The organism is Ruegeria arenilitoris (genome assembly GCF_013032445.1).
In the GTDB taxonomy this organism is placed as follows: Bacteria; Pseudomonadota; Alphaproteobacteria; order Rhodobacterales; family Rhodobacteraceae; genus Ruegeria; species Ruegeria arenilitoris_F.
The window spans coordinates 103,275-125,981 of sequence record NZ_WQCA01000008.1 but is presented as its reverse complement, the minus strand read 5'-3'; the positions used below and the strand labels follow the sequence as shown (position 1 = coordinate 125,981).

23 protein-coding genes are annotated in these 22,707 nt (G+C 57.7%); 11 read left to right on the top strand and 12 right to left on the bottom strand.

Annotated elements, in window-relative coordinates:
- Positions 1–7: 7 nt before the first annotated feature.
- The 7 genes from GOW98_RS13260 to GOW98_RS13230 form a co-directional block, all read right to left on the bottom strand.
- Entirely contained in the window at positions 8–1,441 is a 1,434-nt protein-coding gene (locus tag GOW98_RS13260) for an ATPase, T2SS/T4P/T4SS family (protein ID WP_170332755.1), read from the bottom strand.
- Between the two features lie 26 nt (positions 1,442–1,467).
- Entirely contained in the window at positions 1,468–2,700 is a 1,233-nt protein-coding gene (locus GOW98_RS13255; protein WP_170332753.1) for an AAA family ATPase, read from the bottom strand.
- A 200-nt stretch (positions 2,701–2,900) separates the two neighbouring features.
- On the bottom strand, positions 2,901–3,530 hold the full coding sequence (locus GOW98_RS13250) for an OmpA family protein (protein ID WP_170332751.1): 630 nt from the start codon (positions 3,528–3,530) through the stop codon (positions 2,901–2,903).
- 17 nt (positions 3,531–3,547) lie between these two features.
- Positions 3,548–4,954 (bottom strand): type II and III secretion system protein family protein, encoded by a 1,407-nt coding sequence (locus tag GOW98_RS13245; RefSeq protein WP_170332750.1) that lies wholly within the window; start codon positions 4,952–4,954, stop codon positions 3,548–3,550.
- Positions 4,955–5,148: 194 nt separating this feature from the next.
- The gene (gene cpaB, locus GOW98_RS13240) at positions 5,149–6,021 is read right to left on the bottom strand and encodes a Flp pilus assembly protein CpaB (protein ID WP_170332748.1); all 873 of its coding nucleotides are present in this window, start codon (positions 6,019–6,021) and stop codon (positions 5,149–5,151) included.
- A 172-nt stretch (positions 6,022–6,193) separates the two neighbouring features.
- Positions 6,194–6,370 (bottom strand): hypothetical protein, encoded by a 177-nt coding sequence (locus GOW98_RS13235; protein ID WP_170332746.1) that lies wholly within the window; start codon positions 6,368–6,370, stop codon positions 6,194–6,196.
- Positions 6,371–6,510: 140 nt separating this feature from the next.
- A complete protein-coding gene (locus tag GOW98_RS13230) occupies positions 6,511–6,687 on the bottom strand; it encodes a hypothetical protein (RefSeq protein WP_170332744.1) in 177 nt (58 codons plus the stop codon).
- 284 nt (positions 6,688–6,971) lie between these two features.
- Between GOW98_RS13230 and GOW98_RS25780 the strand changes: the two genes are divergently transcribed.
- Both GOW98_RS25780 and GOW98_RS13225 read left to right on the top strand, forming a co-directional pair.
- Positions 6,972–7,121, top strand: a complete 150-nt coding sequence (locus GOW98_RS25780; RefSeq protein ID WP_254438014.1) for a hypothetical protein — start codon at positions 6,972–6,974, stop codon at positions 7,119–7,121.
- On the top strand, positions 7,087–7,908 hold the full coding sequence (locus GOW98_RS13225; RefSeq protein ID WP_254438006.1) for a lytic transglycosylase domain-containing protein: 822 nt from the start codon (positions 7,087–7,089) through the stop codon (positions 7,906–7,908). The genes GOW98_RS25780 and GOW98_RS13225 overlap by 35 nt, the downstream gene beginning before the upstream one ends.
- Positions 7,909–7,954: 46 nt before the next feature.
- Here the strand turns inward: GOW98_RS13225 and GOW98_RS13220 are convergent, their stop codons facing one another.
- The 5 genes from GOW98_RS13220 to tldD all read right to left on the bottom strand — a co-directional run bounded on the left by GOW98_RS13220 (position 7,955) and on the right by tldD (position 14,935).
- Positions 7,955–8,581, bottom strand: a complete 627-nt coding sequence (locus GOW98_RS13220; protein ID WP_170332740.1) for a CoA transferase subunit B — start codon at positions 8,579–8,581, stop codon at positions 7,955–7,957.
- Positions 8,581–9,285, bottom strand: a complete 705-nt coding sequence (locus GOW98_RS13215; protein WP_170332738.1) for a CoA transferase subunit A — start codon at positions 9,283–9,285, stop codon at positions 8,581–8,583. Before GOW98_RS13215 ends, GOW98_RS13220 begins: the two co-directional genes overlap by 1 nt.
- 98 nt (positions 9,286–9,383) lie before the next feature.
- Positions 9,384–12,002: a type I DNA topoisomerase gene (gene topA, locus GOW98_RS13210; protein WP_170332737.1), complete on the bottom strand. Its 2,619-nt coding sequence runs from the start codon at positions 12,000–12,002 to the stop codon at positions 9,384–9,386.
- Positions 12,003–12,157: 155 nt separating this feature from the next.
- Positions 12,158–13,285, bottom strand: a complete 1,128-nt coding sequence (gene dprA, locus GOW98_RS13205) for a DNA-processing protein DprA (RefSeq protein WP_170332735.1) — start codon at positions 13,283–13,285, stop codon at positions 12,158–12,160.
- Positions 13,286–13,513: 228 nt separating this feature from the next.
- Positions 13,514–14,935 carry a metalloprotease TldD gene (tldD, locus tag GOW98_RS13200; protein ID WP_170332733.1) on the bottom strand — a complete coding sequence of 474 codons (1,422 nt, stop codon included), beginning with the start codon at positions 14,933–14,935 and terminating at the stop codon, positions 13,514–13,516.
- Between the two features lie 176 nt (positions 14,936–15,111).
- Between tldD and coxB the strand changes: the two genes are divergently transcribed.
- The 9 genes from coxB to GOW98_RS13155 all read left to right on the top strand — a co-directional run bounded on the left by coxB (position 15,112) and on the right by GOW98_RS13155 (position 22,686).
- Positions 15,112–16,023 carry a cytochrome c oxidase subunit II gene (gene coxB, locus GOW98_RS13195; protein ID WP_170332731.1) on the top strand — a complete coding sequence of 304 codons (912 nt, stop codon included), beginning with the start codon at positions 15,112–15,114 and terminating at the stop codon, positions 16,021–16,023.
- A 74-nt stretch (positions 16,024–16,097) separates the two neighbouring features.
- Positions 16,098–17,054: a heme o synthase gene (gene cyoE / locus GOW98_RS13190; RefSeq protein WP_170332729.1), complete on the top strand. Its 957-nt coding sequence runs from the start codon at positions 16,098–16,100 to the stop codon at positions 17,052–17,054.
- Entirely contained in the window at positions 17,051–17,212 is a 162-nt protein-coding gene (locus GOW98_RS13185; protein WP_170332727.1) for a hypothetical protein, read from the top strand. The genes cyoE and GOW98_RS13185 overlap by 4 nt, the downstream gene beginning before the upstream one ends.
- Entirely contained in the window at positions 17,212–17,787 is a 576-nt protein-coding gene (locus tag GOW98_RS13180) for a cytochrome c oxidase assembly protein (RefSeq protein ID WP_170332725.1), read from the top strand. Before GOW98_RS13185 ends, GOW98_RS13180 begins: the two co-directional genes overlap by 1 nt.
- Positions 17,788–17,809: 22 nt before the next feature.
- Positions 17,810–18,625: a cytochrome c oxidase subunit 3 gene (locus tag GOW98_RS13175; protein ID WP_170332724.1), complete on the top strand. Its 816-nt coding sequence runs from the start codon at positions 17,810–17,812 to the stop codon at positions 18,623–18,625.
- A 155-nt stretch (positions 18,626–18,780) separates the two neighbouring features.
- Positions 18,781–19,458, top strand: a complete 678-nt coding sequence (locus tag GOW98_RS13170) for an SURF1 family protein (RefSeq protein ID WP_170332722.1) — start codon at positions 18,781–18,783, stop codon at positions 19,456–19,458.
- Entirely contained in the window at positions 19,455–20,843 is a 1,389-nt protein-coding gene (thrC, locus tag GOW98_RS13165; protein WP_170332720.1) for a threonine synthase, read from the top strand. Before GOW98_RS13170 ends, thrC begins: the two co-directional genes overlap by 4 nt.
- Positions 20,840–22,102, top strand: a complete 1,263-nt coding sequence (locus tag GOW98_RS13160) for a M16 family metallopeptidase (protein ID WP_170332718.1) — start codon at positions 20,840–20,842, stop codon at positions 22,100–22,102. The genes thrC and GOW98_RS13160 overlap by 4 nt, the downstream gene beginning before the upstream one ends.
- A complete protein-coding gene (locus GOW98_RS13155) occupies positions 22,102–22,686 on the top strand; it encodes a GNAT family N-acetyltransferase (protein WP_170332716.1) in 585 nt (194 codons plus the stop codon). Before GOW98_RS13160 ends, GOW98_RS13155 begins: the two co-directional genes overlap by 1 nt.
- Positions 22,687–22,707: the final 21 nt, after the last annotated feature.

The following is a 22,707-nucleotide window of genomic DNA, read 5'->3' as shown; positions in this document are numbered from 1 at the left end:
AGATCTCCTACATTTTCGTTGGTTCGTAGATCGAAGAGGGCAGGTCAAAGCCCCACAGGCGGAAACGCTCGGAAAAGTGGCTGCGCACGCCGGTGGCGGTGAAGTGACCGATGATCTTATTGTCCGGCGTCAGGCCAACACGCTGAAATTTAAAGATTTCCTGCATCGAAATCACGTCACCTTCCATGCCGGTGATCTCGGTGATCGAGGTCATCCTGCGCGACCCGTCCTGTAGTCGGCTGGCCTGCACGATCAGGTTAACAGCTGATGAGATCTGACTGCGGACCGCTTTGATCGGCATCTCGATCCCGGCCATCGCGATCATGTTTTCCAGACGCGAGATACCATCGCGGGCAGAGTTGGCGTGGATCGTGGTCATCGAGCCGTCGTGGCCGGTGTTCATGGCCTGCAGCATGTCGATCACCTCGGCACCACGCGTTTCGCCCACGATGATGCGGTCTGGGCGCATCCGCAGGGCGTTTTTCAAACAGTCGCGTGGGCTGACCTCACCTTTGCCTTCGACGTTGGGTGGGCGGCTTTCCATCCGGCCCACATGGGTCTGCTGCAGCTGAAGTTCCGCGGTATCCTCGATTGTCAGGATGCGTTCGGCGTCGTCAATGAAGCTGGAGAGTGCGTTCAGCGTTGTTGTTTTACCAGAACCCGTACCGCCCGACACGATGATGTTCAGCCGAGTCGACACGGCGGCCTGCAGATAGGCGGCCATCTCTTCAGTAAAAGCTCCGAAGTTGACCAGGTCGTCGATGCCCAGTTTGTCTTTCTTGAACTTACGAATCGAGACCAGCGAACCGTCCACCGCAATCGGCGGCACCATCGCATTGAAACGTGAACCATCGGCCAGACGGGCGTCAACATAGGGGTTGGATTCGTCAACACGGCGACCCACGGCGGACACGATCTTGTCGATGATCCGCATCAGGTGCTTTTCGTCCTTAAAGGTGATGTCGCTGATTTCCAGCTTGCCGTGTCGTTCCACAAAGATCTGTTGCGGGCCGTTGACCAGAATATCGTTGACTGTGTCGTCCTGTAGCAAGGTTTCAAGCGGGCCAAGGCCAGTTACCTCGTCATACAACTCCTTGGTCAGTTGAGTGCGGTCTTCGCGATTCAATACGATGTTGCGGGATTCAAGAATTTCACCGGAAATAGCGCTGATTTCCGCTCGCAGTTCTGCCTCACCGGCGTTCTCGAGCGCCGCGAGGTTCAGGTTCTCCAACAGTTCCCGATGCAGTTCGATCTTGATTTCGCCAAGACGCTCTTTGCGCTTGCGGTCACGATCAGCGCTGGCTGGTTCGGCAGCTTTTTTCTGGATAGGGCGTCGGGCGACTGCGGTAGCCTTCGGCGCTGTCTCGACAGTAGGTTTGGGCTCTGCAGCTGGGGATTGAACCGGCTGCCCTTCGGGCTGTTTCTTGTATCTTGAAAACACGGCGGTTCTTCCCCTTCAAATTAGTTTTACGCGGCTTCAGCGTCGCTGCTGCCCAGGCTGTGAAGCGATTTTGCAAGTTTCGCGATTTCCCGACGCAAAGGGTTCTTGGCCGCTGCACTGGCCAGCGGCTGTCCATGATCGCCGCTTTGCATGACGGGCTTGCCGCCATCAGGCAGTTGAAGATCGATGGAGATACCCAGGCTTTCCCCCATCCGCTTCACGCGGCTCTTGCCGTTCAGGTCGGTAAACTTCGGGGCGCGATTCAGGGCGAAACGTAACTTGTTGAACGGCAGTTCCTCAGCCTGCAAGGCGCGTTTCAAACGCAGAGCGTTCTGGGCCGAACGCATGTCCAGTTCGATCAGTGCGAAATACACGTGTGCAGCCTGAAGGACGTTTTCCGACCAGTGAACAAGTGTCGAAGGCATATCCACGACAACATAATCAAAGTGGCGGCGGGCCGTGTCGATCACACGTTCGATGTCTTCCGGTGTAATCAGGTCCAACGGCACCATGTCTGACGGTGCTGTTAGAACTTGAAGTTTTTCTTCATAGTTTTGAAGCGCTTGCGAGAACACTTCTTCATCCATCGAGGCTGTGTCCGACAGCATCTCAAAAACGGTCTCGCGGCGCGGCAAATCTAGATAGGTGGATACCGTTCCAAACTGCAGGTCCAGATCCAGCAAGCAGACAGAAGGCGCTTCTTTGTCAGATACCGTGGCCAGTTCCCAGGCCAGATTGACTGCCAGCGTGGTCGAACCTACGCCACCAGCCAAACCATGTACGACGAACAGGGCACCTTCCTTTGATTCGCCTTGTGCCAGAGGTGCGGCCGCCTGCTGAACTGCAACCGGGTCGGGTTGTTTCATCCGGGCAATCGCTTCCTGCAACTCGCCCTCGGGCAGCGGGTAGGGCACGAATTCATCCGCTCCTTTGCGCAGCAGTTGATGCAGAGAGGCCGGAGAGACGTCTTCGGCGATCAGAACGATCTTGATTTTCTTTTCTTTCGCGCGGGCGATGATTTCACCCATCAAGGACAGGTTGTCTTCGTCCTCGCCATCAATCGCCAACGCGACAAATTCTAGATGGTCTGCATCGGGTTGGCTAAAAAATGCCAGAGCTTCGGCAAAGCCCAGATCCCCCCACCGCTCTCCAAGTGCGGCCTCCATGTCTTCGATCAATAGATCGAAGTTTTGGACATCACGGCTGATGGTACAGGCCAGAATGGCATTCTTATCGTCTTGTGGCGATGCGCTCGTCATTAACCAATCCTCGTCGCGGAAACAGGCAAACTCAGTCAGCCTGAAGGCTTTGTCTGGTTCGTCCTTGCCCCATTGCGGCCTAGATTGGCCGCAGGTCACCTAATTGTTGAAAATTTGGCTTGGAACTTAGGCAAGATTTGGGCGCAAAAGAACCAATTGTAGGGAAACGGGCGACGATGCCGCCCATTTCCAGTGATTATTTACTCATTACTGCCGGTGCTGGCAGTATCTTCGGTCTGAATGTAGCTTTCGCGCGTCGCGCTTTCGACATACTCGCGATAGACGATTTCGGCGTACTTGCCATCCAGAACAAGCGGGTTTCGACCCAAGAATCCAGACACTTCGGTCACGGTACGCCGGTTGCGACGATCCCGTTCCGAAGTCGCGATAAGCGGCTGCGTTTTACCTAGCGAAACGACGGCTTCAAGGCGAGAGCGGGAGATTCCCTGTCTCGTCAGGAAAGCGACGGCCGCATTGGCACGTCTTTGACCCAGCGCTTTGTTGTAGGACGCGGAACCGACAGCATCGGTATGTCCATAAACGCGGAAGCGTGCCTCGGGGAACTGTTTGATCCAGTCCGCTTGTCGCAGCAGTATTCGTTGGGCCGATGCATCCAACTGAGCACTGTCAAAGGCAAAGTTAATCTGCGTCGGTACTTCGGCCGCGAATCGCTGACCCAGAATTTGAGCGTAGGTCAATTCTCCATTCATGACCTGGATGTTGTTCAGGGTTGCATTCCCGAACGCGCCTGCGTCGACTTCGTATCCGGCCTCACGCGTACACGCAGTGACAGCGACCGAAAGACCCAGTGCGATGATCCACTTTTGCATTGGTCCTATCCTCCGTATCATTCCAGGACGTAGCCGTACGAGCCACCAAAGTCCTGCTTAGCGACTTCAGATGCCCCACCAGAGCCCACAGGGATGGTGCGTGCGGTCTTACCATTGATAAACAGATCGAATTCGCTGGGCGGCTTGACGCGGTCGGTTGGCAATGCCAGCGCTTCGCCACGGGTCGGCGAAACCAGATGCGCGGTTACAATAACGACAAGTTCGGTTTGTTGGCGCTGATATTGCGCGCTCCGGAACAGGGCGCCAAGTACCGGAACATCGCCAAGCCAAGGCACCTGATTACTCAGGTCTGCAAAGTCGTCCTGAATAAGCCCTGCAATTGCAAAGCTCTCACCGTCCCGCAGCTCAACCGTTGTTTTGGTACGGCGCGTAATGAAGGAAGGAACGGTGGTACCTGCAATCGAGAAATCCGAGTTCGGATCGATGCTGGAAACGGATGTGCCCATTTCGAGGTTGATCACGTCACCATCCACGACGCGTGGAGTAAACAGAACCTCTACACCAAACGCCCTGTATTCGATAGCGATGTTGCCGTCATCCGATGGAACAGGAATCGGGACCTCGCCGCCAGCAAGGAATTCGGCTTCCTGCCCCGAAAGTGCGGACAGGTTGGGTTCCGCGAGGCTGCGCGCAAGACCTTTGTTCTCCAGTGCTTCCAAGAGTAGACGCACCTGCGTTGATCCGGCACCAAACCCAAACAGGATTGCACCTGTATTTGTTTGAACAGCGGGGATGTTGTTGTTCAATGCGTTATTCAGCGCAGGCAGGTTGTTCAGAGTGTTGAAACCACCGGTTACGTCACTCCCACCGAAACCAAGCGAGGCCGTCAGGCTTTTCGCTATCGAGCGGTTCATTTCAGCAAAGCGTACTTTCAACATCACCTGCTGTACGCCACCGACGGACATCAGATTCGAGACACGCTCGGGCGCATAACGCTCCGCAAGCTCCAGTGCTCGTGCCAGTTTTGCGCTGCTTGATACCGTACCCGAAAGCACAATGCCGTCATTGGCGGTACGCACCTCGATTGGTTCAGCTGGCAGAATCTGCCGCAACCGTTCTTTGAATTCGGAAACATCCGGCGATACACGAACCCGAACGTTCGCCAGCAGATTACCGGCGCCGTCAAACAGAGTCAGCGTTGTCAGGCCGGGAGCCTTGCCCAACACATAAATCGTGCGATCCGAAAGCGATGAGATATCTGCGATGCCCGCATTCGCGATGCTAAGCTCGGCGAAGGGTTCTTCGCTTTCTACGACTATTGCGCGGTTCATCGGAACGTCCAGCGTTTCCGCTGTCCCATTCTTCACTACGCGTAAAGTTTCAGCCCAGGCCGTCTGCCCGACCGGACCAACTGTAAGCGCTAACCCAAGCAGGGTTGCGCTGATCCAAGAACGTATTGTCATGTGACCTGCCTCTCCGATCACGCTTCGTTTTTTCGGGTCTATTGCCCTATGCCGGTTAACACTGCGCGAATTGATAATTTATTGCAATAATCAAGGGTTTCCGGAATTTTCCTTATGTGGACAATGCGCAACATCCAAAACGGAACAAGCCGCGCACAGGGCGCGGCTTGCGGTTGTAAACATATGATTTAACGTCAGTTTGTGCAGGGAATCGGGGTTTGGACAATTTCCCCACCACGCCGAATGTTAGTGAAGCATTCTCTTTTCTCGACTTTGACCGGAGCGACAGCCTTTTCGATTGAAAGAAGTTTCTGCTGATCCACTTCAACCGCCGCAGCGACGGTGTCGTCCTGAGCGCCAACCAGGGCCAACGACATGCGTCCGGTATTCTGCGCCTGAGCCAGAGCTGCGATATGTTCCGGTGTTGCAGCTACTGTCACTGTGCGCGCGATGGTTGTATCTGACACGTCCGACGTTGCAAGCTGATCGACCGCAATCAACTGGACATTTGTTAGAATCAAGCGCGTAATTTGGCGATTACCACCTTCGAGATCGGCGCTGACGGAACCAGTCCAGTAGACGTCGACATTATCGCCGGGACGCAGAAAACCCGACACGCCGGACGCGACATCGACCCGGATAGCAAAAGCGCGCATGCCTTTTTCGATGCGCGATATCAAGCCAGCCGGCTCACCGGGGTTGGTGACTTTGACTTCCATCAATGCCTCGTCCTTCTCCATCACTCTTCTGATGAAGCGATCCCCGTCGGCATCTTCCGGGAACAAGGCAGCCAAATCCAAAAAGGTGCCCTCCGGGACTGCATCTTCAGGCCAGTTTACAATTCGGACATCATCTTCAGACAGCCGCTCACCATATTTCATAGTGCGGTTCGCGACAATAACACCAACTAAAGGCACGATTTTGGCGCTTGCCAGCGCGTCCTGTGTTGCCTGGCGTTCTCGGTCAAGCTGGGCCTGATATTCCGAGATGTAATCGCGCGCCAAGTATACTGCGCCTCCGGCCAATGCGACGCCGACAATAAGGACAAGTCCAAAAACCAAACGCATGCGTGTCCCCTCTTATTACTTTGTTCTGGTTGGTTCGGCGTACAATCTACGACGACAATCGTTTTTGAATAAAAGTAGATTGTGTCGAAAAGGGGGATAAACTTGGTTTGATTTTTGGTTTTTGCGCTATTTGTGGCGAATGTTCAACAAAGCCGAGATTGCTCTTATTCAGCTACTTGGTAGCTGAGATGACACGATCGCTGGCCGTTGTTGCGACATTCCCAGTCCCGCCATGAATTGCAGTAATTGCGACTCCAGCAAGGGCAACGACGGCAGCGGTCAGAACAACCCAGTCAACGGTGACAGCACCGTCTTCGTCGCGGATGAAACTTTTGCGGGTTTCACTCATCATTTCTCTCCGGTACGGCATGCTTCAACAGAAAAAGGCCGCGCCCCACTTGTCAGGCGCGGCCTTTATCAGATTCCTCGGCTCCCGCGTAGGCCCTACAACTGATTCAACCTTGCGGGTTATTTGTAGCCGGCGCGTTATTACTTGGTGGCGGTGGCCATTTTGCTCGAAACGTTCCCTGCAGCAGTTGAGGTGCCGGTCGAGATCTGGCCGTAGGCGACAGCGGCCAGGGCAACGACGGCTGCGGTCAGAACAACCCAGTCAACAGTTACGGCGCCGTCTTCATCTTTGCGGAAGTTCTTGAAGAACTTGATCATGTTACGTCCCTCCTAAAGGATCAAAAAAGTTACTTTAACCTCGGCGTCTAACAGAGCTTTCTCTCTCAGTCCGCTCCCGTCCGTCTCGGTATGGCATTATGTTTGCCTGTCCGGCATGGCAGGAATTGGGCCAAACACCGTTTTTTTCCTTCAGGGCTTAACTTTTTCTCAGGGATTTTGATAACTAATTGAAAAATAACATTTAAAAAACGTATATTGAGGGCGGCGACTAATGTGGGCGATGCAAAATTACGGCAAATGAGGCAAAACCGCCCCAATTCATCGTGTTTTTCTGGCTTTTCAAAGGGATTCGCGGTTCAAACTACGAAAAAGAAAAAGCACGAGGCAGGCAAAATGAAACTCCGGGACGCAATAACCTGCGCCGGTATCTTGGCGTTGATGGGTGCAGCGCCAATGCCAATTGGCGCAGCTGAGACTGAACCCAGAGGCGTATACAAGAGAGTAAAAGCGCCAAAACCAGGGGTGCGTCCAAAGGTGACTGTTCAGATATCGCCCGAAGAACATGCAGCGGCGCCGTTCGCGCCGAGCACCGGGGCAGAAATCGAAGTTCCCGAGATTATCTCGCGCACGAAGGTAGTACCCCCTAGCGTTCCTGGTGCCGGACCTAAGGGCAAGCCGGTTGGGTCCTATAAGGCCTTTTGGGACAAAGTATCCCCCGCACTCTCCGCGTCGGGCGCGGGGCGTTTGACGAACGCCATAAATGCTTTGGCTGCGACTAATGTTGCATCACCACGGCTGAAGACACTTCAGAGTATTGCGCAACAACAGGGGATCGAAATCCTTCGGTCTACGGTAGGGACGGAAGTTTCGCCCGCTCTGGTGCTGGCTGTGATCTCTGTCGAGTCGGCGGGTCGCGCGGATGCAGTCAGTTCAGCAGGTGCACAGGGATTGATGCAGCTGATGCCGGCCACTGCCAAGCGGTTTGGTGTAAAAGACAGCTTTCAGCCTTCTCAAAACATCTCGGGCGGTGTGAAGTACCTAAGCTGGTTGATGGAAGAATTCGGCAATGACCCGATTATGGTGCTGGCTGGATACAACGCAGGAGAAGGGGCTGTACGCAAACACGGTGGCGTGCCGCCTTATGCCGAGACGCGGGACTATGTGCCCAAGGTGTTGGCAGCCTTCCAGATTGCCAAGGCTTTGTGTTCAACTCCACCCGAGTTGATTTCAGACGGGTGTGTGTTCCAAACACTGAACTGAAAAAGGCCCGCCAGTTCCGGCGGGCCATTCCGTTGGTTTGCGAAGATCAGTTGACGATCTTGGCTTCGGTCGCAGCGCGGATTTCGTCCTCGGTCACGCCTTCGGCGATTTCGACGATCTTCAATCCGCCTTCGACTACGTCTAGAACGCCCAGATTGGTGATGATCCGGTCCACCACCTTTTTACCGGTCAGCGGCAGGGTGCATTTCTTCAGCAGTTTGGATTTGCCGTGTTTGTTGGTGTGATCCATCACAACGATCACACGGCCAACACCGGCCACAAGGTCCATCGCACCGCCCATGCCTTTGACCAGCACGCCGGGAATCATCCAGTTGGCCAGGTCGCCTTCCTCATCCACTTCCATCGCACCCAGAACCGCCGCAGCAATCTTACCGCCCCGAATCATGGCAAAGGATGTGGCACTGTCGAAATACGAAGTGCGCGACAGTTCAGTGATCGTCTGCTTGCCAGCGTTGATCAGGTCGGCGTCCTCTTCTCCCTCGAACGGGAAGGGGCCCATGCCCAGCATGCCGTTCTCGGATTGCAGGGTGATGTCCTTGTCACCCACATAGTTCGCCACCAGCGTCGGTATGCCGATGCCGAGGTTCACATACATGCCGTCTTCCAGCTCTTGAGCTGCGCGAGCGGCCATTTGATTGCGGTCCCAGGGCATTATGCTTCCTCCTTCTTACGGGTGGTACGCTGTTCGATGCGTTTTTCGTGATCGCCCTGAATCAGACGGTGCACATAAATGCCGGGCAGGTGGATGCAGTCCGGATCCAGCGAGCCGCGCGGGACGATCTCTTCGACCTCAGCGATGCAGATCTTGCCGCAGGTCGCGGCGGGGACGTTGAAGTTCCGCGCTGTCTTGCGGAAGATCAGGTTGCCGGTGTCATCGGCTTTCCAGGCTTTGACAATCGAAAGATCGGCAAAGATACCTTCTTCCATGATGTAGGTTTCGCCGTTGAAGTCCTTGTGCTCTTTGCCTTCGGCGATCACGGTGCCCACACCGGTCTTGGTGTAGAAACCGGGGATACCGGCGCCACCGGCGCGCATACGCTCGGCCAGAGTACCTTGCGGATTGAATTCCAGCTCAAGCTCTCCGGCCAGGTACTGGCGCATGAATTCCGCGTTTTCGCCGACATACGAGCTGATCATTTTCTTGACCTGCTTGGTCTGCAGCAGGATGCCGATGCCGAAATCATCGACGCCGGCGTTGTTCGAGGCAAAGGTCAGGTCCTGCGCGCCCGAGTCCTTGATTGCCTCCAGCAGCAGTTCAGGAATGCCGCACAGGCCAAAACCGCCGGCAGCAATCAGCATGCCATCCGTCAGCACTCCATCAAGCGCTTCGGTGGCATTGGCATAGATTTTCTTCATGGAAAACTCCCCCAATGACATGGTGATGGGCAGGTTTTGCCGCCACGTCACGGGGAAGTCAACGAATCCAAGGGGCTGGTGGTATTTCTACCTATCCCTTAGCTAGCCGCCTTTTTGGTGGTTTTCTTGGCGGCCGCTTTTTTCTTCGGTGCGGCCTTTTTCTTGGTGCCTTTTTTGGCCGCGCGCTCATTGACCAATTCGATAGCCATTTCCTGCGTGACGTCCTCGGGCTTGATGTCCTTGGGAATCGTCGCGTTGACCTTTTCCCATTTTACATATGGTCCATACCGTCCGTCCAGAACCTGCATCGCCCCGCCATCGGGATGTTCGCCAAGTTCTTTCAACGGCTTCGCGGCTGCCCGCCGCCCGCGCCCCGGATTGGCGCGTTTTTCGGCCAGCATCTCAACCGCGCGGTTCATGCCGATCTCAAACACGTCATTGGGGTCTTTGACATTGACGTAGACGGGTTTGGCCTCTTCCGGCAACTGATGCATGATGTAAGGCCCAAAACGCCCGAAATTCGAACTGATCATGCCACCTTCGGGGTGCTCACCGATCTGACGGGGCAGGGACAGCAGGGTCAGCGCCTTGTCCATATCCATGTCATCCTTGCTCCACCCGCGGGGCAGGGAGGCACGTGGGGGTTTCTTGTTTTCCGGTGTGGGCTCGCCGCGCTGAACGTATGGTCCGAACCGGCCGGATTTCAACCAGATCTCATCACCCGCGTCTTCGCCCAGCAAACGTTCGTCGCCCTCGGCGCCTTCACCGGCAATGGGGCGGGTATAGGTGCATTCAGGATAGTTACCACAGCCTACGAACCCACCGGTACGTGAGGTTTTCAGATGCAGCTGGCCCGTTCCGCATTTCGGGCAGATACGCGGGTCGGAGCCATCTTCACGCGGGGGATAGAGCTGTGGCGCCAGTACTTCGTCCAGCTTGTCCAACACCTCGGAAATACGCAACTCAGACGTTTCGCCGATGGCCGCCGAGAAATCGCGCCAGAACTTGCCCAGCAAGTCCTTGTAGTCGCGGTCTCCGGCGCTGACGTCGTCCAACTGTTCTTCCAGATTTGCGGTAAACTCATAACCCACATATTGCCGGAAGAAATTTAGCAGGAAGATAGTGACGATCCGGCCCTTTTCTTCGGGGATCAGCCGGTTCTTGTCCTTGCGCACATATTCCCGGTCCTGAATCGTGGTCACGACCGAGGCATATGTCGAAGGGCGCCCGATCCCCAGTTCTTCCATCCGCTTGACCAGAGTTGCCTCGGTATAGCGAGGTGGCGGCTGGGTGTGGTGTTGCAGCGCCAGCACGGCTTCGTTGTCGGACAGAATGGCGGCTTTGTCCTCCGCCTTTTCGAATTGATCCTTCAGCGATGTTTTGGCAAACGGCGCGGGATCGCCTTGCATGATCTGCGGCAGACGCTTTTCGTCGTCATCAGAGACGTCGTCGCGGCCCTCTTCATAGACGCGCATGAATCCGTCGAACAGAACCACCTGACCGGTGGCACGCAAACCGACCTGACCATCCGCGCTGCCGATTTCAACCGTTGTCCGCTCCAGCCGGGCTGCCGCCATCTGACAGGCGATGGTGCGTTTCCAGATCAGGTCATACAGCTTGCGCTGATCCTCGTCCGTGACTTTCAGCGCCTTGGCGTCGCGCGCCATATCTGTGGGGCGGATACACTCGTGCGCTTCCTGCGCGTTCTTGGCCTTGTTCTTGTACATCCGGGGGCTGTCCGGCACGTATTCGTCGCCATAACGATCCGCGATCGCATCGCGAGTGGCGGCCACGGCCTCGGGCGCCATGTCGATACCGTCGGTCCGCATATAGGTAATGTAACCCGCCTCATAGAGACGCTGCGCCACCTGCATCGCGTGACGCGCGCCCATACCGAATTTGCGGCTGGCCTCTTGCTGCAGGGTAGAGGTCATGAACGGCGCGCTGGGGTTGCGGGCGGCGGGCTTGGCCTCGACCGAGGTGACGTTCAGCGCGCGGCTGGTGATGGCCTGCACGGCCAGCTCGGCCTGTGTGGCGTTGGCCAGATCGTGTTTGTCCAGTTTCTTACCGGCCAGCGTGACTAGACGCGCCTCATACGTCTGGCCGCGCGGCGTTTCGAACAGCGCACGTACCGACCAGTATTCGACCGGATTGAATGCCTCAATCTCCATCTCGCGTTCGACGATAAGACGCAGACAGACCGACTGCACCCGACCTGCCGATTTCGCACCGGGCAGTTTGCGCCACAGAACCGGAGACAGGTTGAACCCCACCAGATAGTCCAGCGCACGCCGCGCCAGGTAGGCCTCGACCAAGGGCATATCGACCTCACGCGGGTTCTGCATCGCCTCGGTCACGGCGTCCTTGGTTATCGCGTTAAAGGTCACGCGGCTGACCGGTGTGTCCTTTTTGATCGAGCGGCGCTTGGTCAGCGCCTCCTGCAGGTGCCAGCTGATCGCCTCACCTTCGCGATCGGGGTCGGTGGCGAGGATCAGGGCGTTGTCTTCTTTCAGCGCGTCGGCGATGGCTTTGACATGTTTGCGGCTGTCATTGCCAACCTCCCATTTCATCGCAAATTCATGCTCGGGGTCGACGGATCCGTCCTTGGGGGGCAGGTCTCTTACATGGCCATAAGACGCCAAAACCGTGTAGTCGGGGCCAAGATACTTATTGATTGTCTTGGCTTTTGCCGGGGATTCTACAACAACTACAGGCATTTAAGGGAAAACCTCGCTCGACGAATTGGACGCCTTCTATGATCGTGCAAAATGTGTAGGGCAAGAGCGAATTGTCAATGCGTTCCTTCAAAAACCGGAATTTAACGGTGATTTCAGCGTTGTAGACGTGGAAATTTCAGCGTGCCCCCGCCGTATCAGGCGGTCAGGGACAACAACCCGCCGGGTTGGCGCTGAATGCGCCCGTCTAACTCCAGATCGACCAGAGCCGGGCCGATCTCGCCCGCAGTAGCAGCGATGTCGCGGATCAACTGGTCTTCGGCAATTGGCGACGGTCCTAGCCGAGCCAGAATCTCACTGTGAAGCGCTGCACCCGTTGGGGCTGGTTCTGCTTGCGCTACGGGCGTTGGAGCTTCGAACAAGTCTGCCTGCTGCTGCGGCAGTGCTTCGACCACGTCTTCTGCAGACCGCACCAGGGTGGCCCCGTCACGGATCAGCAGGTTGCACCCGGCGGCGCGGGCATCAAAGGGATGGCCGGGCACGGCCAGAACCTCGCGCCCTTGATCCAAGGCATCGCGTGCGGTGATCAGGCTGCCGGATTTGGCAGCCGCCTCGACAACCACAACAGCCCGCGCCAGACCCGAAATGATCCGGTTGCGGCGCGGAAAGTGCCGGGCCTGCGGGGTCACGCCCATCGGTTGCTCGGACACGCGCAGTCCTGATTGGGTGATGTCTCTGGCCAGATCGGTATTCTCAGCCGGATAGATCACGTCTACACCGCCAGCCATGACCGCCACGGTGCCCGTATCCAGTGCCGCCATATGTGCCGAAGTGTCGATGCCACGCGCCAACCCGGACACAACGACATATCCCTGTTTTCCCAGATCGGTAGCTAGTCCACGGGCCATCCGCGCACCCAGCGACGAACAGTTTCGTGCGCCGACCATCGCAATGCAGGGTTTGTGCAGCAAGGACACGTCGCCAATCGCCCACAGCATCGGAGGGGCGTCGGACAGATCATTCAAAGCATCAGGAAAATCAGCGGACCCAAGGCACAAAAGTCGCGCGTTGGCGGCTTTTGCGGCCTTGAGTTCCGCCTCAATCACGCCGGGCGGGCAAACTTCATACCCTTCAATTCCGGCAGCGCGTGCCATTTCAGGCAGCGCGGCCAGCGCATTCTGCGCCGAGCCATGCTCCCGCAACAGCCGACGAAATGTCGCCGGGCCGACCTTGCGCGAGCGCAACAGACGAAGCCAGGAAAACCGATCCTCTTCCGTGGTGGGTGGGAGTGTGGGGTGATAGGAAGAAAGCTGCTCTTCGGTCATCCGTTGCTCCGCCTGATTGCAAAACTGGTTTACGGCTGCAGGGGTTAACAGCTTGTGAATCCCTTCAAATTATTCGGATAATTTTCGTGACTTGAGTTGTGAAATAATTCAAGTATTTGATTTCAAATCATAAAATAAATGCGCCCGCTTGGGGTGATTGCCAAACGGACGCAGGAAAACGGAATTACCGAAAGCGCGACGTTAACCGTGTCGGGGACCGATTCTCTCTCAGGCCACTGATCCGCCGACCGTCAGGCCGTCCATCAGAACTGTGGGCTGACCCACGCCCACCGGCACCCATTGACCGTCCTTGCCGCACGTCCCCATGCCTGGATCAAGCGCCATATCGTTGCCCAGCCCGCGAATACGGTTCAGCGCCGACGGACCGTCGCCGATCAGCGTCGCGCCTTTGACCGGACCGCCGATCTTGCCGTTTTCGACGCGATAAGCCTCGGTGCAGGAGAACACGAATTTGCCGTTGGTGATATCGACCTGACCGCCGCCAAAACCAACGGCCCAGATGCCGTCTTTAATATCTGCAACCAAAGACGCAGGATCAGCGTCCCCGCCTAACATCACGGTATTTGTCATGCGCGGCATCGGTTTGTGCGCATAGCTCTGCCGCCGCCCGTTGCCGGTGGGCGCAACCCCCATCAGGCGGGCGTTCTGACGGTCCTGCATGTAACCGGTCAGGACGCCATCCTCGATCAACACGGTCCGCGAACTGGGTGTGCCTTCGTCATCCACCGTGATCGAGCCGCGCCGGTCCGCGATTGTGCCGTCATCCACGACGGTCACGCCTTTGGACGCGATCTGCTGACCCATCAGCCCAGCAAAGGCCGAACTGCCCTTGCGGTTGAAATCGCCTTCAAGCCCGTGTCCGATGGCTTCGTGCAGCAGGATACCGGGCCAGCCGGGGCCAAGGGCAACCTCCATCACTCCGGCCGGGGCAGGGACGGCGTCCAGATTGACCAGCGCGATACGCAGTGCCTCGCGGGCTTTGTCCTGCCAATCCGACGGGTCAATCAGCCCGTCCAGACCAACTCGACCGCCTCCGCCCGCCGAGCCGCTTTCGCGGCGGCCGTTCTGTTCCACAATCACGGAAACATTCAGACGGGTCATAGGCCGCACATCGCGGACAAGAACGCCATCGGGGCGCAAAATCTCGACCTCCTGCACGGATGCCATGAGTGAGGCGCTGACCTGCACGACGCGGGGGTCCAAATCGCGGGCGAAGGCGTCGATCTCACGCAGAGTTTCGATCTTCACCGGAAAACTGGCGGATTCGATCGGGTCTTCATCCGTATAAAGCCGTGTGTTGGTGGCACGCGGTGCCTCGGCCAGCGTGCCGCCGCCGTCACCCACGGCCAGCCGCGCGGTTTCCGCCGCGCGTTTCAGCGCGGGAATCGAAACGTCGGTGGAATGGGCATAACCTGCCACCTCTCCCTGCACCGCTCGCAGGCCGAACCCTTCGGACGCATCAAAGGACGCCGTCTTCAAACGCCCGTCATCAAAGATCAGAGACTCGGATTTACGGCGTTCGACGAATAGTTCTCCGTCCTCGGCCCCGGTAGTGGCAGATTGCAGAACCGCAAGTGCTTCGTCCTGTGGAAGAGCGCTTTCAAAAGGGCGAAACGGGTCGTTGGGCATCACTTGGGACCTTTCGGGTTTGATCCAGATCAAAAATAGCGTCTGTTTGACGCAAGCATTTTGCTTTATCTAACATCCGGAATATGGTTTTTAACTTTGCCAAAGACAACGGGAGAGGTGCGACCGATTCACACCTTTTCGCCAGGGACGCAAAGATCAAACGATCAGGACAGAAAATGAAGAATGCTTTGATGCTTTCGGGGCTTGTGACAGCCCTCTCCAGCCTTCCCGCCATGGCTCAGGAGCTTGAGATTATTGGCAAACCGGTTGACGGCGGCATGGGTTTCCAGCCCGCGGCCACCAGCCTTGCCGACGGTATTCAACGGCTGGACAGCATGATTCTGGTGATTATCACCGTGATCTGCGTGTTCGTTGCTGCTCTGCTGGTTTACTGCATCGTGCGTTACAACCAGCGTGTGAACCCAACGCCGGCGCGTTTCTCGCACTATACCCCGGTTGAGATTGCCTGGACCTTGGGGCCGATCCTGATTCTGGTCTTTATCGGTGCGTTCTCTCTGCCGGTGCTGTTCAAGCAGCAGGAGATCCCTGAGGGCGACGTCGTGATCAAGGTTGTGGGCAACCAGTGGTACTGGACCTACGAATATGTCGATCACGATTTTGCATTCGACAGCTATCTGCTGGGCCATCCGGCGACGCTGGACGAAGGTGCCCGCCCTGCTGATGCCGACGTAACGCCGTTTGTTCTGGATGACGCGATGCGCGCCAAACTGGCTGATGCAGGTTACAGCGATGATGAATGGCTGTTGGCCACCGATACCGCGGTTGTTGTCCCGGTTGGCAAGATCGTCGTTATGCAGGTCACCGCGTCCGACGTGATCCACTCCTGGACGATCCCATCCTTCGGCGTAAAGCAGGACGGTGTGCCGGGACGTCTGGCCGAATTGTGGTTCCGTGCGGACAAAGAAGGCGTGTATTTCGGCCAGTGTTCGGAACTGTGCGGCAAGGACCACGCCTATATGCCGATCACCGTCAAAGTGGTCAGCGAAGAGGCGTATGAACAATGGCTGCAGGGCGCTCTGGAAGAGTATGCGGGTCAGCCTGCTTCCTTTCAGGTTGCCTCGAACTAAGCCCGTATAGGCCTAGGTGAACACACGCAGGCTGCGCGGTGACCGCGCAGCTTTCGCCTCCAGAAGGACCGGAAATGAGCGACGCAAGCATCAACGCCAGCACAGTGACCGCCACGGCGCACGCGGACGAGGCCAGCTTTGGCGACTATTTCGCCCTGCTGAAGCCCCGCGTGATGTCTCTGGTCGTGTTTACGGCTCTGGTCGGTCTGCTGGCCGCACCAGTTCCGGTGCATCCGTTTGTAGGCTTCTGTGCCATCCTGTTCATCGCCATTGGCGGCGGCGCGTCTGGCGCGCTGAACATGTGGTGGGATGCGGATATCGACAAAGTGATGAAACGCACCAAGGGCCGCCCAATCCCATCCGGCAAGGTGCAAGAGGGCGAGGCGCTGGCGCTTGGCCTGGCTCTGTCGGGCTTGTCGGTCATCATGCTGGGGCTGGCGACGAATTGGTTTGCGGGTGCGTTTCTGGCGTTCACCATTTTCTTTTACGTCGTTGTCTACACGATGTGGCTGAAGCGCTCGACGCCCCAGAACATCGTAATCGGCGGCGCAGCAGGGGCTTTCCCGCCGGTGATCGGCTGGGTGGCGGCCACCGGGTCGATGACGCTTGAGCCGTGGCTGATGTTCGCCCTGACTTTCATGTGGACTCCGCCGCATTTCTGGGCGTTGGCGCTGTTCATGCGCTCGGATTACGACGATGCGGGCGTGCCGATGCTGACCGTGACCCATGGTCGCCGCGCAACCCGGTGGCATATCCTGATCTATACAGCGCTGCTGGCGGCGCTGGCGGTTGGCACCGCGTTCTCGGGCATTGGTGGCCCGATTTATCTGACCGTTGCGGTGGTGATGAACGCGCTGTTTCTGCGCGGCGCGTGGCAGATCTCGCGCCGGACCGAGGACGATGCAGAGGCAGATAATTTCAAGGTCGAGCGCTCTTTCTTCAAGTTGTCGCTGCTCTACCTTTTCCTGCACTTCGGTGCGATTCTGGCCGAAGCGCTGCTGAAACCCTATGGCTTGGGAGGTTGGTCATGAGCCTGCGCAAAAGCCACGAGCTGCACGAACGCCGCTTTAGCCGTAATCTGGGAGTTGGCCTGACATTGGCGGCCTTTATCGTGATCATCTTCGGCCTGACCATCGTCAAGGTTTCGGGCACCAGCATGGGTGTTCCGGCGCAGGAGGCGCAGAACTGATGGCATTGACCGGTCCGCAGAAAACGGTGGCGCAGACGGTGGGTGTGGTTGTCCTGATGGGCAGCCTGGCCTGGGCCGCGGTGCCGTTCTACGACTGGTTTTGCCGTGTCACCGGTTTTGGTGGCACCACCGGCGTGGCTGCGACCGCGCCCGAGGAAATTCTGGACCGCATCGTGACCGTCCGGTTCGATGCCTCGAAAGCCAAAGGTATGGCTTGGGAGTTCAAGCCGGTCGAGCGCGAAATGGACGTGCGCATCGGTGAAACCGGGCTGGCCTTCTATGAGGCCTATAACCCGACTGACCGCCCGATTGCTGGGCAGGCGTCCTACAACGTCGCGCCCTATTCAGCCGGTGGGTATTTTCAGAAAATAGCCTGCTTCTGCTTTGAAGAGCAGGTGCTGCAACCCGGCGAACGGGTTCAAATGCCGGTAAGTTTCTTTGTCGATCCTGAAATGGTCGACGATCTAGAAGCAAAGTATGTTCATACGATCACTCTGTCGTATACATTCTACGAAATTGACCTGCCAGAGGGCTATGCTGCCCTTGAAGCGCAGGCAGATACAAACACGAACTAACGCCTGTAGGTGAGGGACGCTGATGGCACACGCAAAAAACCATGATTATCACATTCTGGCCCCGTCGATCTGGCCTCTAATCGGCGCGCTTGGCGGCTTCGTGATGCTGTTCGGAGCTGTCCTGTGGATGCACGGCATCACCTCGTTCATGTTCTGGATGGGGCTGGTTGCGGTTCTGTACACCATGTTTGCCTGGTGGTCCGAAGTGGTGACCGAAAGCCGCGCCGGGGATCATACGCCAGTTGTGCGCATCGGCCTGCGCTATGGCTTTATCCTGTTCGTGATGTCCGAGGTGATGTTCTTCTTCGCTTGGTTCTGGTCGTTCTTCAAACATCGCATGTACCCGATGTACGACTATGCTGGCACCGAGTATATTCAGCCCGATATCCACGCGGTTGATCCGTTCCACCTGCCGCTGATCAACACTTTGGTTCTGCTGCTGTCGGGTTGTGCGATCACTTGGGCACACCACGCTCTGGTTCACAACAATGACCGCAAGGCGCTGGTGCAGGGTCTGGCCATTGGTATCGTTCTGGGTATCGCATTTACCTTCTTGCAGGCATTCGAATACTACGAGCTGCTGGCTCACGAAGGCTGGGAATTCGGTGGCGACCAGTTCTATTCGAACTTCTTTATGGCAACCGGGTTCCACGGTGCCCACGTGATCATCGGGACGATCTTCCTGTCTGTGTGCCTGATCCGGGCGCTACGGGGTGACTTTACCCCCGAGAAACATGTCGGCTTTGAAGCAGCGGCCTGGTACTGGCACTTCGTGGACGTTGTCTGGCTGTTCCTGTTCTTCGCCGTCTACATCTGGGGTCAGGCGCCTTTGATGTAACGCCGATCAGGCTGTTTAATTGCAAAAGCCGCCCCTAGGGGCGGCTTTTTCTCGATAAGGGCGCAAGATTGCGCCCGATACAATTGCGTGGTTGCAATTCGACCTGCGCCCCCCTTAACAAGACGCCGGTTTCTGTAACAAGGTTTAGCCCCGACATGCGCCGTATTCTGTTCCTGCTGATCTTCGGACTCGCCGGTTTAGGCGTGCTGATCTGGCTGGGTGTCTGGCAGGTGCAGCGGCTGGCGTGGAAGCAGGGTGTTCTGGCCGAGATCGAAGCGCGTATTGCGGCTGATCCGATTGGTCTGCCCAAGGCCGTTTCCGAAGAAGACGACAAATTTCTTCCCGTTACGGTGGTCGGAGACATGGAGCCGGGGGAAATCCACGTTCTGGTTTCGGTCAAACAGGTCGGGGCAGGGTATCGGATCATTCAGTCCTTTAGTACCGAAGATCGGACCATTCTTGTAGACCGGGGTTTTGTGCCGACGACCGCCAAGCAGGTTGATCGCCTGACCGGCCCGATGGAAGTCACCGGGAATCTGCACTGGCCGGACGAGATCGACAGCTACACGCCCGAGGCGGATATCGACGACAACATCTGGTTTGCCCGCGACGTCCCCAATCTGGCGGCGGCTCTGGGGGCCGAGCCGGTGCTGCTGATCGCGCGCTCGGAAACTGACCCGAACATCACACCTCTGCCGGTGGATACGGCGGGCATTCCCAACGATCATCTGCAATATGCAATCACATGGTTTGGTCTGGCTCTGGTCTGGGCCGCGATGACCGGTTATTTCCTGTGGCGCAACCGCGCCCCTTCTGAAAGTGAAGAGCAATGAAATACATCTCGACCCGTGGCCAAGCGCCCGAACTGACCTTTGAAGAGGCGATGCTGACCGGATTGGCCCGCGACGGCGGCCTGTACCTGCCTGCAGAGATTCCGGTGATGTCGCAGGATGAAATCGCAGCGCTTGCCGGTCTGCCCTATGAGGAAATCGCGTTTCGGGTGATGTGGCCCTATGTCAGCGGCTCGTTCGCCGAGGAGGAGTTCAAGGCCATCATCGCCCGGGCCTATGAAGCGTTCGGCCATGATGCGCGTGCGCCGCTGAAGCAACTGAACGAAAACCACTTCCTGCTGGAACTGTTCCATGGGCCGACGCTGGCCTTCAAGGACTTCGCGATGCAGTTGATCGGCCAGCTGTTCCAGGTGGCTCTGAAACGGCGCGGCGACCGGGTGACTATCGTCGGCGCGACCAGTGGTGATACGGGCTCAGCGGCCATTGAGGCGTTCCGGGGGCTGGACGCGGTGGATGTGTTCATCCTGTTCCCGCATGGCCGCGTGTCCGAAGTTCAGCGCCGTCAGATGACGACGCCTGCGGACAGCAACGTGCATGCGCTGGCCGTGGATGGCGATTTCGACGATTGCCAGGCCGCGCTGAAGGATATGTTCAACGATTTCGACTTCCGCGATGGAGTTAAACTGGCAGGCGTGAACTCGATCAACTTTGCCCGCGTTCTGGCGCAGATCGTGTACTACTTCTCGGCGGCGGTCAGCCTTGGCGCGCCGCATCGCAAGGTCAGCTTCACTGTGCCCACCGGTAACTTCGGCGACATCTTCGCGGGTTTTCTGGCCAAGCGTATGGGCCTGCCGATCGACCGTCTGGTCGTGGCAACCAACCAGAACGACATCCTGCATCGCTGCCTGTCGGGCGAGGGGTATTTCAAGGGCGACACTATCCCCTCGATCAGCCCGTCGATGGATATTCAGGTCAGCTCGAATTTTGAACGTGCACTGTACTACGCCTATGGTGAGGATGGCAGCGCCGTTTCTCAGTTGATGGATGAACTGAAGAATGGTGGCTTCAACGTCAGCCAGGGCACAATGGAAGCGCTGCGCGAGAGTTTCGACTCGGGCCGTGTGTCCGAAGACGAAACGCTGGCGACGATCAAGCACACGCAGGACCACAGCGCCGAACTGGTCTGCCCTCACACGGCCGTTGGCATCAAGGTCGCCGAAGAGCATCGCGCGACGGACGTTCCGATGATCACTCTGGCCACCGCACATCCCGCGAAATTCCCGGCAGCGGTCGAGAAGGCCAGCGGCGAACATCCGCCTCTTCCATCCCGCATGTCTGATCTGTATGAACGTCCGGAACGGGTGACCCGCATTGCCAACGATCTGGGTGCCCTCGAGGATCATATCAGAAGGCACATCGCTGAGTGACAGTCAGACAAGACCAACTGAAGAACGGGTTTCGTATCGTCAGTGAACATATGCCGGGGCTGCAATCTGCGGCCATCGGCATCTGGGTGACCGCCGGCGGGCGGCATGAACGGATCGAGCAGAACGGTATCGCGCATTTCCTTGAGCATATGGCCTTCAAGGGAACCGAGCGGCGTTCTGCGCTGCAAATTGCCGAAGCGATCGAGGATGTGGGCGGGTATATCAACGCCTACACCTCGCGCGAGGTGACGGCCTACTACGCGCGCGTTTTGAAAGATGACGTGGCGCTGGCGATGGATGTGATTGGTGACATCGTACTGAACCCGATCTTTGATCCGCGCGAGATCGAAGTCGAGCGCGGCGTGATCCTACAAGAGATCGGTCAGGCTTATGACACGCCGGACGATGTGATCTTTGATTGGCTGCAGGAGCAGAGCTATCACGATCAGCCTCTGGGCCGCACCATTCTTGGTCCCACCGAGCGGGTGAGTTCCTTCTCGCGAGAGGACCTGTCGGGATTCGTGGCCGAGCATTACGGCCCCGAGCAGATGATCCTGTCTGCGGCTGGGGCCGTGGATCATGACGCGTTGATGAAAATGGCCGAAGAGATGTTTGGCCACCTGCAACCGCGCAAGGGCTTGATCCCCGAAACGGCTCGATTTACAGGCGGTGAAGCGCGGCAGGAGAAAGAGCTGGAACAGGCGCATTTCGCGCTCGCACTGGAAAGCCCCGGATACCGCGACGATGCGATCTACACCGCGCAGATTTATTCGACTGCTTTGGGCGGCGGCATGTCCTCGCGCCTGTTTCAGGAAGTGCGGGAAACGCGCGGGCTGTGTTACACGATCTTTGCCCAGACCGGCGCCTATGCCGATACCGGAACAACCACGATCTATGCCGGGACCTCGGCCGAACAGGTCGCGGAACTGGCCAGCATCACCATTGACGAAATGAAACGCGCCGCCGATGACATGAGCCCCGAAGAGGTCGCCCGTGCGCGCGCGCAGATGAAGGCCGGGATGCTGATGGGGCTTGAAAGCCCGTCGAACCGTGCGGAACGTCTGGCGCGGCTCGTGCAGATCTGGGGCCGGGTGCCCTCGCTTGAGGATACGGTCGCCAAGATTAATGCGGTCAGCACCGAAGACGTGCGTGCCTTTGCCGAAGACATGGCCGTCAAGGCGCCGGCGGCGCTGGCGCTTTATGGTCCGGTGTCAGGCGCACCCAGCTTGGCGGAACTGCAGGAGAGGCGTGCGGCGTGATGCTTCTGGGCAGACGCAAGCTGAAACTCGAAACCGAGCGCCTGAGCTTGCGCCCGCCCGTGCATTCCGACTTCAACGACTGGGCGGCGCTGCGGCGCGCATCTAGGGAATTCCTGACCCCGTGGGAGCCGGTCTGGGCCAAGGATCATCTGAGCCGGAAATCCTTCACCAATCGGGTCTATTGGGCACAACGCTCGGTTTCTAGCGGCACGGCGATCCCTCTGTTCCTGTTCCGCCGCTCGGACGACGTGCTGGTGGGGGCGATTACATTGGACAACGTCCGCCGCGGCCCGGCACAGGCTGGAACGCTTGGGTATTGGACCGGCGAAGCCTTTGCCCGCAACGGCTATATGCACGAGGCGATTGGGGCCGTGGTGCACCACGCCTTTACCCGTCTGGACCTGAGCCGGATCGAGGCCGCATGCCTGCCCGAGAACAAACCCTCACGTGGATTGCTGGAAAGCTCGGGCTTCAAATACGAGGGTGTGGCGCAATCATACCTGCAGATCAACGGGCGTTGGCGGACGCATGTCCTGTATTCCAGCCTGCGGTCGGACCGGCGCGGGAAGACCGACGCGGGGTAGTGGGCTCTGCCCCCGCCGCGG

Coding starts and splice junctions, on each gene's coding strand:
- cpaB (WP_170332748.1), bottom strand. CDS start 6,021: ATGCGTTTGGTTTTTGGACTTGTCCTTATTGTCGGCGTCGCATTGGCC.
- GOW98_RS13235 (WP_170332746.1), bottom strand. CDS start 6,370: ATGAGTGAAACCCGCAAAAGTTTCATCCGCGACGAAGACGGTGCTGTC.
- thrC (WP_170332720.1), top strand. CDS start 19,455: ATGAAATACATCTCGACCCGTGGCCAAGCGCCCGAACTGACCTTTGAA.
- GOW98_RS13170 (WP_170332722.1), top strand. CDS start 18,781: ATGCGCCGTATTCTGTTCCTGCTGATCTTCGGACTCGCCGGTTTAGGC.
- GOW98_RS13255 (WP_170332753.1), bottom strand. CDS start 2,700: ATGACGAGCGCATCGCCACAAGACGATAAGAATGCCATTCTGGCCTGT.
- GOW98_RS13245 (WP_170332750.1), bottom strand. CDS start 4,954: ATGACAATACGTTCTTGGATCAGCGCAACCCTGCTTGGGTTAGCGCTT.
- tldD (WP_170332733.1), bottom strand. CDS start 14,935: ATGCCCAACGACCCGTTTCGCCCTTTTGAAAGCGCTCTTCCACAGGAC.
- GOW98_RS13230 (WP_170332744.1), bottom strand. CDS start 6,687: ATGATCAAGTTCTTCAAGAACTTCCGCAAAGATGAAGACGGCGCCGTA.
- topA (WP_170332737.1), bottom strand. CDS start 12,002: ATGCCTGTAGTTGTTGTAGAATCCCCGGCAAAAGCCAAGACAATCAAT.
- GOW98_RS13225 (WP_254438006.1), top strand. CDS start 7,087: ATGGGTGCAGCGCCAATGCCAATTGGCGCAGCTGAGACTGAACCCAGA.
- GOW98_RS13175 (WP_170332724.1), top strand. CDS start 17,810: ATGGCACACGCAAAAAACCATGATTATCACATTCTGGCCCCGTCGATC.
- coxB (WP_170332731.1), top strand. CDS start 15,112: ATGAAGAATGCTTTGATGCTTTCGGGGCTTGTGACAGCCCTCTCCAGC.
- dprA (WP_170332735.1), bottom strand. CDS start 13,285: ATGACCGAAGAGCAGCTTTCTTCCTATCACCCCACACTCCCACCCACC.
- GOW98_RS13250 (WP_170332751.1), bottom strand. CDS start 3,530: ATGCAAAAGTGGATCATCGCACTGGGTCTTTCGGTCGCTGTCACTGCG.
- GOW98_RS13180 (WP_170332725.1), top strand. CDS start 17,212: ATGGCATTGACCGGTCCGCAGAAAACGGTGGCGCAGACGGTGGGTGTG.
- GOW98_RS13220 (WP_170332740.1), bottom strand. CDS start 8,581: ATGCCCTGGGACCGCAATCAAATGGCCGCTCGCGCAGCTCAAGAGCTG.
- GOW98_RS13185 (WP_170332727.1), top strand. CDS start 17,051: ATGAGCCTGCGCAAAAGCCACGAGCTGCACGAACGCCGCTTTAGCCGT.
- GOW98_RS13155 (WP_170332716.1), top strand. CDS start 22,102: ATGCTTCTGGGCAGACGCAAGCTGAAACTCGAAACCGAGCGCCTGAGC.
- GOW98_RS13215 (WP_170332738.1), bottom strand. CDS start 9,285: ATGAAGAAAATCTATGCCAATGCCACCGAAGCGCTTGATGGAGTGCTG.
- cyoE (WP_170332729.1), top strand. CDS start 16,098: ATGAGCGACGCAAGCATCAACGCCAGCACAGTGACCGCCACGGCGCAC.